Below are 12,023 nucleotides of genomic sequence, written 5' to 3'. Positions count from 1 at the left end.
ATGCCTCGTTGACCGCCATAATAAAAACACCGGAGCCCAAATCGGGATTCAGGTCAACCTATGAGTGTCTCGTTTAACAACAGAAATAACACGAGTGAGACCAACCGGCATCTGCGTGAGGCCGGAGACGAGCCCGGTCGGATGTCGAGGCCAAGCCAGTGAAGGTTCTTCGCCCAAAACAGATAGAGCTTGGCCTCGATGAAAGTAATTTGCCGCCGGTAACATTATAAAAAAGGGCGCCACCTCTTTGGCAGCGCCCTCACACCCTCAAATCCTCAACCCCTCACAACTTCCCATAAGCCGGCACGGTCAAGAACTCCGCGAACTCCGGTGCCAGCGACAGCTTCGAGAACAGCTCGATCGCTTCCGGGAAGCGGCCCTTGGCGTAGGCTTCTGCGCCGACCTCGCCTTTCACCCGCTCCATCTCCTCGGCGAGGCAGCGCTTGAACAGGTCGGGGGTGACCTTGGTGCCGCCATCGACCTCGACGCCGTAGCTGACGAACTGCCAGATCTGGGCGCGGCTGATCTCGGCGGTCGCGGCGTCTTCCATCATGTTGTAGATCGGCACCGCGCCGCGGCCGCGCAGCCAGGCTTCGAGATACTGCACGCCGACGCGGATGTTCTCGCGAAAACCCTCTTCCGAGCGCGTGCCCTCGTGGACCTCCAGCAGGTCCTTGGTGCCGACATTCACGTTCTCGCGCAGCTTGTCGAGCTGGTTTGGCTGCGGCATCAGCCGGTCGAAGACCTCCATGGCGACGGGGACGAGGTCGGGATGGGCGACCCAGGTGCCGTCATGGCCGTTGCCGGCCTCGCGCTCCTTGTCGGCCTTGACCTTGGCGAAGGCGGCGGCATTGGCTTCCGGGTTGTTCTTGACCGGGATCTGGGCTGCCATGCCGCCCATGGCGAAGGCGCCGCGGCGGTGGCAGGTCTTGATCAGCAGCAGCGAATAGGCGTTCAGGAAAGCCTTGGTCATGACGACCTGCGAGCGGTCGGGCAGGACATAGGCCGGGTTGCGGGCGAGCTTCTTGATGAAGGAGAAGATGTAGTCCCAGCGGCCGCAATTCAACCCGGCCATGTGGTCCTTCAGCTCGAACAGGATCTCGTCCATCTCGAAGGCGGCGGGCAGGGTCTCGATCAAGACTGTCGCCTTGATCGTGCCGAGCTTGAGGCCGAGCGCGTTCTGGGCGGCGACGAAGACGTCGTTCCAGAGGCGGGCTTCGAGATGGCTTTCGAGCTTGGGCAGGTAGAAATAGGGACCCGAGCCTGCCGCCAACGCGGCCTTGGCGTTGTGGAAGACATAGAGGCCGAAATCGACCAGGGAGCCTGAAGCCGTCTCGCCGTCGATCTCGATATGGCGCTCGGGCAGATGCCAGCCGCGCGGGCGGATGATCAGAACGGCGGGCTGGGGCTTAAGCTTGTAGGCCTTGCCGGTGGTCTTGTCGGTGAAGTCGATGGCGTTGGCCCAGCGGTCCCTGAGGTTGAGCTGGCCCTCGATCATGTTGGCCCAGACCGGCGAGGAGGCGTCCTCGAAATCGGCCATGAAGACTTTAGCGCCGCAGTTCAGCGCGTTGACGATCATCTTGCGGTCGACGGGGCCGGTGATCTCGACGCGGCGGTCCTGCAGGTCGGCCGGGATCGGGGCGACCTTCCAGTCGCCTTCGCGGATGTGGCGGGTCTCGGCCAGGAAGTCCGGGGTCTCGCCGGCATCGAAGCGCTTCTGGCGCTCGATACGGAGCGCCAGCAGGCGCTTGCGGGTCTCGTTGAAGCGGCGGTGGAGGTCGGCGACGAAGGCCAGCGCGTCAGGGGTGAGGATCTCGTCGAAGCGAGGGCCGAGCGCGCCGGTGATGACGACGCCCTTGGGCAGGGGGCTGGTGGTGGTCTCGACGGCCGACATGCGCGTGCTCCCGGTGATTGGCGTGCTGCTTTGCTGCCCGAGACTATGGCGCAAGCTGATTGGCTTCGGAAGCGCATGGAATGAGGGAGAACCTGTTCCAAATTGGAAACAATCGGTCAGCCGGCGGCGGCTGGCTGTCTATCGCCCTCCGAGTTCGGCGAACCTCTCGATGAATCGGGCTTGCGCTGCTTCCGTCGAGAGCGGTTCGAGCCAGGCGGTCACCGCGCGGGGCAGGGGCTGGGGACGGCCGAAATAGCGCAGGGCTTCCTCGCGGCCGAAGCCGGCGAGTTCGGTAGCCTCCAGGAAGGCGGCGATCTTGTCGGCGTCCTTTGTCTTGCGCCTGAGGATGGCCGGCGTCGTCGCGGGCAGGCCGAAGCGGAGGTGTATCGCGGCCAGCAGGCGCAGTTCGACGCTCTTGTAGGCGTCGCCCATCACCACCTTGAAAGGCGAGATCATGTCGCCGATGACGTATTCCGGGGCATCGTGCAGCAGCGCCATCAGCCGCCAGGCGTCGCTCCAGTCCGGGTTGAGATGGGCGGCGATCGCCTCGACCAGTAGCGAATGCTGGGAAACCGAGAACGAGTGGGCGCCATGGGTCTGGCCGTTCCAGCGCGCGACGCGGGCGAGACCATGGGCGATGTCGGCGATCTCGATGTCGAGCGGAGAGGGGTCGAGCAGATCGAGTCTTCGCCCTGAGAGCATCCGTTGCCAGGCGCGGGGCGGTTCAGGGGTGCGGGCCATGTCAGGCAGCAGGCCGCGTATCGCGTGCGAACTGGGCGCATTCCTGCCAGCGGAAGCAGCCGGTGAGGTGGTCGTTGACCAGGCCGCAGGCTTCCATGAAGGCGTAGACGATGGTCGGGCCGCAGAAGGTGAAGCCGGCGGCTTTTAGCTCCTTGCCCATGGCCTCGGAAATCTTCGTCTTCGTCGGTACTTCCTCGTGGGTGCGAAAGGCGTTCTGCATCACCCGGCCGTCGAGATGCTTCCAGAGGAAGTCGGCGAAGGGCTCGCGCTCGCTGATGGCGAGATAGGCGCGTGCGCTCCTGATCGCGCCCTCGATCTTGCCGCGATGGCGGATGATGCCGGCGTCGCCGAGCAGCCTCTGGACATCGGCCTCGGTGAAGCGGGCGATCGCCTCGGGCTCGAACTGCGCGAAACCGGCGCGGAAGGCGTCCCGCTTTCTCAGGATGGTGATCCAGGACAGGCCGGCCTGGAAGCCGTCGAGGATCAGCTTCTCGAAGAGCGCGCGCGAATCATATTCGGGCACGCCCCATTCGGTGTCGTGATAGGCGAGATAGAGCGGGTCCGTGCCCGGCCAGACGCAGCGGAACTTCCCGTCGGGGCCTTCGATGGCGGCGCGGCCGGTCATGCGGCGGCCCCGAACCCTGCTTCGCCGGGGAAGAGGAAGCGGGCGAAGGCCGGTTTTTCCAGCGCGAAGGCGACGCCGCCACCCAGCAACGGCAGCCCTTCCGCCAGCGCGTCCGCGACGCGGTCCAGCCGCAGCATGGCCAGCCCGCGTCCATCGGCGCAGGAGCCGATGCGGCCGAGCGTTTTCGTGCCCGCCGTCGCCTCGACGCCGTCCTCGGGGACGACGCCGTCCGAAAAGATCACCGGGACGATGCGGGTGCGGGCGGTGCCGCGATGCTGCATGCGCGAGACGACCTCCTGGCCGACATAGCAGCCCTTCTTGAACGAGACGCCGTTGAGCTGGTCGAGCAGCGCCTCGTGTGGAAAGGCGTCGCCATAGACGAAGTCCTTGCCGCCATCGGGTACGCCGAGGGCAATGCGGCGGGCGTGATAGCTGGAGGCGTCATCGCCGGCGATGGCCGCAATGCCGGCGCGGTCGGTGATGGCGCGCTGGCCCAGCGCCGGCAGGCGCGGATCGGTGTAGACGAGCCCGCTCTCGGACGGCAGCAAGCCGCCATCATCGGCGGCGATGACGGCGCTCGCTTCGCTGAGATCGTCGAGCGCCACCTTTGCACGCAGCTTGTAGAGCTTCAGGCGCTTCATCAGGTCGGGAACCAGCAGCAATGGAGTATCGAGCAGGAAGCCGCCGCCCTCGTCTTCGGCGACCGCGACGATCAGGAAATCGCAGATGATCTTGCCCTGTGGTGTCAGGAGCGCGCCATAGCCGGCGCGTTCGGGCGTGATCGTATCGATGTCGCAGGTGATGACGCCTTGCAGGAACTCGCGTGCGTCGGCGCCGCTGACGCGGACGACCCCGCGATCGACCAGTTGGACTGGGGGCATTGGGTTCTGGCTCCACACCGGATTCTGAGGCCGACCCGATAGGTAGGCGGCTCGAGCCGTCTTCTCAACTCGCCTGCGCGCGATCTTTCCGCTAACTCCCTTCTCATCTGCCTCGTGAACCACGCCGTCATCCCGGACGCAGCGAAGCGGAGATCCGGGATCCATCATACAGCGCGACAGTGCCTTACGATGGATCCCGGATCAGCGCGGCTTCGCCGCTTGTCCGGGATGACGACGTGGTTCAGGAGCGAAATCGCCAGCTTCAGGAGACCCGCCATGCCGCAGACCTATGACGTGATCCTCAAGGGCGGCACGGTGGTGAACCATGACGGGCGCGTTCAGCGCGACCTCGGCATCAGCAAGGGCAAGATCGTTGTGCTCGGCGATCTGTCGCGTGCATCGGCGGGCGAGACGGTCGATTGCACCGGCCTGCATATCCTGCCCGGCGTGATCGACAGCCAGGTGCATTTCCGCGAGCCGGGGCTCGACCATAAGGAGGATCTGGAGAGCGGTTCGCGCGCGGCCGTGATGGGCGGCGTCACCACCGTCTTCGAGATGCCCAACACCATCCCGCAGACGACGACGCCCGACGCGCTCGCCGACAAGATCCGGCGCGGGCGGCACCGGATGCATTGCGATTTCGCCTTCTGGGTCGGCGGCACGCATGAGAACGTCCGTGATGTGCCGGAGCTGGAGCGGTTGCCGGGCGCGGCCGGCATCAAGGTGTTCATGGGCTCGTCTACCGGCGACCTGCTGGTGGAGGACGATGCCGGGGTGGCGGAGATCCTGAAGCGGACGCGCCGGCGCGCCGCCTTCCACTCCGAGGACGAGGGCATGCTGCGCGAGCGCATGGGCCTGCGGGTCGAAGGCGATCCGTCGAGCCATCCGGTCTGGCGCTCGCCCGAGGTAGCGCTGACCTGCACCAAGCGGCTGGTCAGGATCGCGCGGGAGACGGGCGCGCGGGTGCATATCCTGCACATCTCGACCGGGGACGAGATGGAGTTCCTCAGGGATCACAAGGATGTCGCGACCGTCGAGGTGCTGCCCAACCACCTGACGCTGGTCGCGCCCGACTGCTATGAGCGGCTCGGAACCTATGCCCAGATGAACCCGCCGATCCGCGACGACGGTCATCGCCAGCGCATCTGGTGGGGGGTCGAGCAGGGCATCGTCGATGTGCTCGGCTCGGACCATGCGCCCCATACGCATGAGGAGAAGCACCACGCCTATCCGGCAAGCCATTCCGGTATGCCCGGCGTGCAGACGCTGGTGCCGATCATGCTCGACCATGTGAATGCGGGCAGGCTGACGCTGGAGCGTTTCGTCGATCTCTCCAGCCATGGCCCGCAGCGCATCTTCGGGCTTGAGGGCAAGGGCCGGATCGCGGCCGGCTACGATGCCGACCTGACCATCGTCGACCTGAAGCGCCGCGAGACGATCACCAACGCCTGGGGTGCGTCGAAATGCGGCTGGACACCCTATGACGGGGTCAGCGTCACGGGATGGCCGATCGGGACCTATGTGCGCGGCGCCAAAGTGATGTGGGAGGGCGAGCTGGCGACGCCGTCCCGAGGCGAGCCGGCGCGCTTCCTGGAAGCGCTGCCGCGGGGCTGACCTACACGGCTCTGACCGGCGACGCGTTCTGCCCCAGATGCGCGATCGCGGCTGCAACTCCGCCTGCGCCATGGGACACGTCGAGCGCCTGCAGGGCCATCTCGAGCGCGCCCAGCGTGCCGAGCACCATCGGCGCGTTGACGTGACCCATATGGGCGATGCGGAAGCCCTTTCCGGTCAGGTCGCCGATCGCGGCGCCGAGCGTGACGCCGCAGACCGCTTGGACATAATCCGTGATCGCGCTCGCCTCGACACCATGGGTGAGGACCGGCGTGACCGAGACTGCGCGCTGAGCCGGCTCGACGACGTTGAAGGACAGCGCGCCGCCCTCGGCCCAGCGCGAAACGGCGGCGTGGGTCGCGCCCGCCAGCAAGGCGTGGCGATGCCAGATCGCCTCCAGCCCTTCCTCGAAGATCATGTCGAGCGCCGCGCGCAGGGCAAACAGCAGGTGCTCGGGCGGCGTGCCGCAATGCTTGAGATAGTGCATCTCGCCGAGCCGGCTCGTCCAATCCCAGTAGAGCGTCTTTAGATCGGCGCTCTGGTGAACCCGCATCGCCTTGTCGTTGGCCGCCACGAAAGCGAGGCCCGGCGGAGTCATCAGCCCCTTCTGCGCCGCGGACATGGCGACGTCGATGCCCCAGTCATCCATCTCGAAGGGCATGCAGGCGACGGATGCTACGCCATCGACCATGAACAGGGCTGGATGCCCGGCGGCGTCGATCGCCTTGCGGATGGCGGGGATGTCGTTGGCGACGCCCGACGCCGTGTCGATCTGCACGACCAGCACGGCCTTGATGGCGTGACCGGTGTCGCGGCGCAGGCGCTCCGCGACGGCGGCGGGATCGACCGAAGCGCGCCAGGAACCCGTCATGACCTCGACATCGACGCCCATGAAGCGGGCCATCTCGCCCCAGCCGATGGCGAAGCGGCCGCTGGCCAGCACGAGGACCTTGTCGCCGCGCGAGAGCACGTTGGTCAGTGCCGCCTCCCAGCCGCCATGGCCGTTGGCAGCGTAGATGAAGGTCTGGCCCTTCGTCCGGAAGACGCGCTTGAGATCGCCCAGGAGCCCGTCGGTCAGCGCGATCATGCCGGGATCGTTGAGTTCCTCGGCCGGCCGCATCATCGCCTGGAGTACGCGATCGGGAATATTGGTCGGGCCGGGAATGGCCAGCAGGGCGCGACCGTTGGCGACGCTCATGAAAGACTCCTGTTGCGGGTTCGCCCGGGGGGGTGAAGCGGCATGGCCGAACGCCAGCGCGCCTGAATGGGCCGGACGCGCGCATTCGTAAAGACGCCGGCCTCGACTTGCGGACGCCTTTTTTACCGGCTCGGGCCGGCGCGCCCGGAAACCTCGCCAAGGACGGGTTCCGGCAAGCGTCGTGGCGGATGATCAGCGGCTCGCCGATCCGCTCGCGATATCGTAACGTCAGCCTGTCTGGAACTTGCGAGGGGCCGATGTCCGAGATCGAGTTTGATCCCGCCGCTCTGTTTCAGGATGTGGCCGGTCGGGCCACTTCCTTCCGTCGAGCGATCGGCGGGAGCCCGCAGCGCCCCCTGGCGAACTACCGCGAGATGACCGCGATCTTCGAGGGGCCGACGCCCGAGCAGGGCGCCGAAGCGGAGCAGGTGATCGACGAACTCGCGCGCAAGGCCGAGCCGGGCCTGCACGCCACGACCGGCCCGCGCTTCTTCGGCTGGGTCATCGGGGCGTCGCATCCGGTCGGCGTCGCGGCCGACTGGCTGACCAGCGCCTGGGGCCAGAACTGCGGCAACCACCAGGCCGCTCCGGCCGCCGCCGCGGCCGAGGCAGCCGCTGCCGCCTGGCTGCTCGATATCCTCGCCTTGCCGGATGACTGCTCCGTCGGCTTCGTGACGGGTGCGACGGTCGCCAATTTCGTCTGCCTCGGCGCCGCGCGCGGCGAGGTGCTGCGCCGTGCCGGCTGGGATGTCGAGGCGGCCGGCCTGTTCGGCGCGCCGCCGATCCATGTCCTGATCGGAGACGACGCCCACACGACGGTGTTCTCGGCGCTGCAACTGCTCGGGCTGGGTCATGACCGCGTGATCCGCGTCGCGACCGACGAGGCCGGGCGCATGAAGGTCGAGGCCTTCGCCGAGGCGATGGCTGGTTGCGACGGCCCGATCATCGTCCTGCTTCAGGCAGGACAGATCAACACCGGGGCCTTCGATCCGTTTCCGGAGATCATCCGCATCGCACATGCCAGGAGCGCCTGGGTCCATATCGACGGAGCCTTCGGACTATGGGCGCGCGCCTGTCCCGAGGTTTCAGCGCTGGCGACGGGGGCGGACCTTGCCGATTCCTGGGCGACCGACGGGCATAAATGGCTCCAGACGCCCTATGATTGCGGCTATGCGATCGTGCGCGACAGCCGCGCCCATCGCCGGGCCATGACGGCGAGCGCGAGCTATCTGCCCGAGGTCGCGGCCGGCGAGCGCGATCCGTCGCATTTCGTACCGGAACTGTCGCGCCGGGCCCGTGGCTTCGCGACCTGGGCGATGATCCGCCATCTCGGCCGCAGTGGCATCGCCGCGATGGTCGCCCGGCATTGCGCGCTCGCGCGCCACATGGCGGCGCGGCTGGGGGGCGAACCCGGCATCGCTGTCCTCAACGATGTCGTGCTGAACCAGATCATCGTGCGCTTCGGCGCGGACGAGACGCCTGAGCGCGGCGACGCCCTGACGCAAGCCGTGATCGCGCGCGTCCAATCTGACGCGGAGTGCTTCGCCGGTGGAGCGCGCTGGCGCGGCCGCTGGGTGATGCGGCTCTCGGTGATCTCCTGGCCGACCGGCATCGACGACGCCGACCGCACGGTCGATGCCATCATCGCCGCGTGGCGCGCTTGCAAGGGGGGCTGAACCGAAGCGTCCGAACGTTTTTCAGAGTGCTGTCGTGGGCGGTGCTATCAATCCGAGGAAATGACGGGCCGCATGGCTTTCGTAAGCGTCGCGGCGGCGGATGAAGAGGGTTTGCACGATGCCGTCGCCGTCTTCGATCGGATGCCAGCGCAAACCGTCGCGCTGGGCGGCCTGCAGGACCACGGCGCGGGGCAGGAGCGTGATGCCGACGCCCGCGGCGACGCAGCCGAGGATGCCGTCGAGCGTGCCGAATTCGAGGCGGGCATAGGCCGGCAGGCCAAGCCGGGCCATGACCTGTTCGAGGCGCTGGCGATAGGAGCAGCCGGTCTTGAAACTGAGCACGGTCAGGCCGGCCGCCGCGCCCTCGCGCAGGCCGGCGAGATCGGCGATCGCAGCGGGCGTGACCAGCCCAAGCCGCTCCTCGAAGGCGGGCGTCGCGACTATGTCGGCATGATCGATCGGGCCGGAGACGAAGGCGCCGTCGATCTCGCGCTTCGCCACGGCCTGCAGAAGATCGGCCGTGGGACCTGTGCGCAGGCTCAGTTTCACCTCCGGATAGGCCTTGTGGTATTCCGCCAGGAGCGGCGGCAGACGGACAGCGGCCGTGGTCTCCATCGCGCCGAGATGCAGGGTGCCGCGTGCTCCCAGATCGTCGCGCGCGGCGACTTTCGCCTCGGCGAGCAAGGAGAGCACGCGTTCGGCATAGGGCAGCAGACGCTCGCCGGCCTCGGTCATCGACATGCCGCGGCTGTGGCGCTCGAACAGCGGCAGGCCGATCTCGTCCTCGAGCGTGCGGATGCGCATGGTCACGTTGGACTGAACGGTATGGATTTCACGCGCGGCCGCGGTGATGCCGCCACTCCGTGCGACGGCCATGAAGGTGGTCAGCTCGGTGACGTCCATTGCCGGCGTTCTCTATTATGGATCGATCCTATCTCGATATATCATTTTTCGCGAATGAGGAAAGACGCTAGTCTGCGCGCGATCTCGATACCCCAGGAGCCATGCCATGACGATCACGACTCGCCTGACCCGCCTGCTCGGCGTGACGCATCCCGTGATGCTCGCGGCTATGGACGTCGTCGCTGATGCGAGGCTGACCTTGGCCGTTTCGGAAGCCGGCGGCTTCGGAATCCTGGGCGGTGGCTATGGCGATGCCGGGTGGCTGGAGGCCGAACTGCCGGTGCTGGTTGCGGGCCGGGCCTCATCAGGTCTGCGCTTCGGCATTGGCTTCATCACCTGGAGCCTGGCGAAGCAGCCGCACCTGCTGGACATCGCGCTCGACGCGAAGCCCGACGCGGTCTGGCTCTCCTTCGGCGATCCGGAGCCTTTCGCCGGCAGGATCAAGGCGGCCGGCGCGCTGGTGATCTGCCAGATACAGTCGGTGGCGATGGCGCGCGATGCCGTGGCGAAGGGGGCCGACATCGTCGTGGCCCAGGGTGCGGAAGCTGGAGGGCATGGCGCGTCGCGCGGCACCTTCGCGCTGGTGCCGGCGGTGGCCGATGCGGTCGGCGACAAGGCGGTCGTCGTCGCGGCGGGCGGCGTCGCCGAGGGGCGCGGGCTCGCGGCAGCACTGATGCTGGGGGCGGAGGGTGTCGTGGTCGGCACGCGCCTCTATGCCAGCCTGGAGGCGGCGGGCCATGGCGCGGCGAAGGAGCGGATCGTGGCCGCCTCGGGCGACGACACCGTCCGGGGACTGGTCTTCGACATCTCGCGGCAGAATGTCTGGCCGGCTCCGTTCACCGGGCGCTGCCTCGTCAACGATCATTCCAGGCGCTGGACCGGGCGCGAGGTCGAGTTGATGCAGAACGTCGCGAGCGAGATGCCGCGCTATCTGGCCGCCCGCGCAGCCGGAGATTTCGATACCGCCGCCGTCATCGCGGGCGAGAGCGTAGCGCTGGTACACGACATCGCGCCGGCGGGCGTGATCGTGAGGGAGATGGTCGAGAAGGCGGAGGCGCTGCTGGCCGTCGGTCAGGGCGGTTCGGTCAGGGTCGGGGCCTGACGCTTCTCAGTGGCGGGTGCCGGCGCTGAAGGCGCCGCCGCGCAGCTTGCCGGGCAAGGCTTCGGCGAAGACGGCGGCCGCCTCCTCGCCATAGGTCTCGACGAGGGTCCGGAAAGCGACGAAGAGCGCGGCGTGAGCAAGCGCATCGCTGTCGAGCCCGTCCTGCTGGGCTTCGGCGAAGGCGTCCTCGACATAGCCATAGGCGACCCGTCGCGCGTCGCCGTAGTCGTACGACAGGCTGGGGTCGAGCAACTGGTCGTCGGAGAGGAAGGACATGAAGGCAAAGACTCTGCGGCGTGGTGCATAGGGCCGACGCAACCCACCCTCGCGGGTGCGCTCCGCAGCGATCGAAGGCCACCGATTCATAAATGTCATGAACGGTCCGCGCCAGCGCCGCCTTTAAGAAAGGTTAATTTGGTGGGGAGAATGCGGGCGCTGTCCGTGCTCAGCCGCCATAGCGTCCGGCGAGCGTCCGGGCCAGGCGTTCTCCCTCGGCTGCGAGACGGCTCGAAGCCTCCTGACTGCCATCGGTGCAGGCGCGGTGAGTCGCGGCATAGGCCCGGAAGCCCCGGTTGTAGGCGCTGGTCAGGCGGTCGCGCCGCATCGGGGTGCGTCCCTCGGCTTCGAGTAGCGCAGCCATGCGCTGGCGCCAGTTCTCGGCCTCAGGCGCTGCGCAGAGTGTGCGCAGATAGGCCAGCGAGCCCATGATCTCGGCGAGCTTGAGCAGTTGCGGCTCATAGGGCGGGGGCGGGGGCTCCGGCGGCGGTGCGGGCGGCTGCGCCGGGGCTGCTGGACGCTGTGTCTGCGCCTGGGCGGCGGCGAGCGGCGCCACGAGCGACAGCGCAAGCAGGGTCGCGAGCCATCGCGTCCTGGACGGGAGGATGCCGCGCGCCATCAGGCCTCCGGCGTCCCCGTTCCGGACAGGATCGCGGCGGCACGGCGCAGCACGTCGCCGAGTTCGCGTGTGGTCGGCAGGCCGCCGAGGCTCAGCGGGTCGGCCCACATCACGGCGCCGGCCTCGGGACCAGGCCTCGGCTCGCCCGAAAGCCATTCGCCGACAAAGGAGGCGACGACGAAATGATGCGTGACGGCATCACCGGCGTCCCGACCGAAGATCTCGACATGGCGGTTGAAGCCGACGATGCGGGCTTTTACGCCGACCTCTTCCTCAAGCTCGCGCAAGGCGGCCTGTTCCAGCGTCTCGCCGGCCTCGACCTTGCCGCCCGGCAGCGACCAGAGCCGATCGGCCGGCGGCTTGGTGCGGGTGGCGAGCAGCACCTTGCCGTCGCGGAACACGGCGATCGACGCTGCCAGCACGGGGCGCGTGGGTGCCTTGCCGGCAGCGGGAAAACGGATGACCCGGCCAGTTTCGTTCATCGCGGCAGGCTC

Annotated in this window: 12 protein-coding genes; 3 read left to right on the top strand and 9 right to left on the bottom strand. The window is 67.6% G+C overall.

Features of this window, described 5'->3' with window-relative positions:
- Positions 1 to 283: 283 nt before the first annotated feature.
- The 4 genes from aceB to ygfZ form a co-directional block, all read right to left on the bottom strand.
- Positions 284 to 1,894, bottom strand: a complete 1,611-nt coding sequence (gene aceB, locus AXW83_RS13635; protein WP_066614358.1) for a malate synthase A — start codon at positions 1,892 to 1,894, stop codon at positions 284 to 286.
- Between the two features lie 138 nt (positions 1,895 to 2,032).
- Positions 2,033 to 2,635 carry a YfbR-like 5'-deoxynucleotidase gene (locus AXW83_RS13630; protein WP_066614356.1) on the bottom strand — a complete coding sequence of 201 codons (603 nt, stop codon included), beginning with the start codon at positions 2,633 to 2,635 and terminating at the stop codon, positions 2,033 to 2,035.
- Between the two features lies 1 nt (position 2,636).
- Entirely contained in the window at positions 2,637 to 3,260 is a 624-nt protein-coding gene (locus AXW83_RS13625) for a DNA-3-methyladenine glycosylase I (protein ID WP_066614354.1), read from the bottom strand.
- Positions 3,257 to 4,141, bottom strand: a complete 885-nt coding sequence (gene ygfZ / locus AXW83_RS13620; RefSeq protein WP_066614352.1) for a CAF17-like 4Fe-4S cluster assembly/insertion protein YgfZ — start codon at positions 4,139 to 4,141, stop codon at positions 3,257 to 3,259. The genes AXW83_RS13625 and ygfZ overlap by 4 nt, the downstream gene beginning before the upstream one ends.
- A 276-nt stretch (positions 4,142 to 4,417) precedes the next feature.
- Here ygfZ and AXW83_RS13615 point away from each other — a divergent pair, with 276 nt between their 5' ends.
- A complete protein-coding gene (locus AXW83_RS13615; protein ID WP_066614350.1) occupies positions 4,418 to 5,755 on the top strand; it encodes a dihydroorotase in 1,338 nt (445 codons plus the stop codon).
- 1 nt (position 5,756) lies between these two features.
- On the opposite strand, the gene AXW83_RS13610 is transcribed toward AXW83_RS13615, so the two are convergent.
- Positions 5,757 to 6,953 carry a pyridoxal-phosphate-dependent aminotransferase family protein gene (locus AXW83_RS13610; protein ID WP_066614348.1) on the bottom strand — a complete coding sequence of 399 codons (1,197 nt, stop codon included), beginning with the start codon at positions 6,951 to 6,953 and terminating at the stop codon, positions 5,757 to 5,759.
- A gap of 257 nt (positions 6,954 to 7,210) precedes the next feature.
- On the opposite strand from AXW83_RS13610, the gene AXW83_RS13605 reads away from it, so the two are divergent.
- Positions 7,211 to 8,629 (top strand): pyridoxal phosphate-dependent decarboxylase family protein, encoded by a 1,419-nt coding sequence (locus AXW83_RS13605; RefSeq protein ID WP_066614346.1) that lies wholly within the window; start codon positions 7,211 to 7,213, stop codon positions 8,627 to 8,629.
- A gap of 21 nt (positions 8,630 to 8,650) precedes the next feature.
- Here the strand turns inward: AXW83_RS13605 and AXW83_RS13600 are convergent, their stop codons facing one another.
- Positions 8,651 to 9,532, bottom strand: a complete 882-nt coding sequence (locus tag AXW83_RS13600; RefSeq protein WP_066614344.1) for a LysR family transcriptional regulator — start codon at positions 9,530 to 9,532, stop codon at positions 8,651 to 8,653.
- Between the two features lie 106 nt (positions 9,533 to 9,638).
- Between AXW83_RS13600 and AXW83_RS13595 the strand changes: the two genes are divergently transcribed.
- Entirely contained in the window at positions 9,639 to 10,634 is a 996-nt protein-coding gene (locus AXW83_RS13595) for an NAD(P)H-dependent flavin oxidoreductase (RefSeq protein ID WP_066614342.1), read from the top strand.
- A 6-nt stretch (positions 10,635 to 10,640) separates the two neighbouring features.
- On the opposite strand, the gene AXW83_RS13590 is transcribed toward AXW83_RS13595, so the two are convergent.
- The 3 genes from AXW83_RS13590 to AXW83_RS13580 all read right to left on the bottom strand — a co-directional run bounded on the left by AXW83_RS13590 (position 10,641) and on the right by AXW83_RS13580 (position 12,011).
- Positions 10,641 to 10,910 (bottom strand): hypothetical protein, encoded by a 270-nt coding sequence (locus tag AXW83_RS13590; protein ID WP_066614337.1) that lies wholly within the window; start codon positions 10,908 to 10,910, stop codon positions 10,641 to 10,643.
- A 169-nt stretch (positions 10,911 to 11,079) separates the two neighbouring features.
- Positions 11,080 to 11,529: a TIGR02301 family protein gene (locus AXW83_RS13585; RefSeq protein ID WP_066614335.1), complete on the bottom strand. Its 450-nt coding sequence runs from the start codon at positions 11,527 to 11,529 to the stop codon at positions 11,080 to 11,082.
- Positions 11,529 to 12,011: an NUDIX hydrolase gene (locus tag AXW83_RS13580; protein ID WP_066614333.1), complete on the bottom strand. Its 483-nt coding sequence runs from the start codon at positions 12,009 to 12,011 to the stop codon at positions 11,529 to 11,531. Before AXW83_RS13580 ends, AXW83_RS13585 begins: the two co-directional genes overlap by 1 nt.
- Positions 12,012 to 12,023 lie beyond the last annotated feature (12 nt).

Origin of the sequence: Bosea sp. PAMC 26642, assembly GCF_001562255.1 — a bacterium.
GTDB lineage: Bacteria > Pseudomonadota > Alphaproteobacteria > Rhizobiales > Beijerinckiaceae > Allobosea.
Note: the sequence above shows the minus strand (reverse complement) of the source record. Positions and strands in the feature narration are given on the sequence as shown.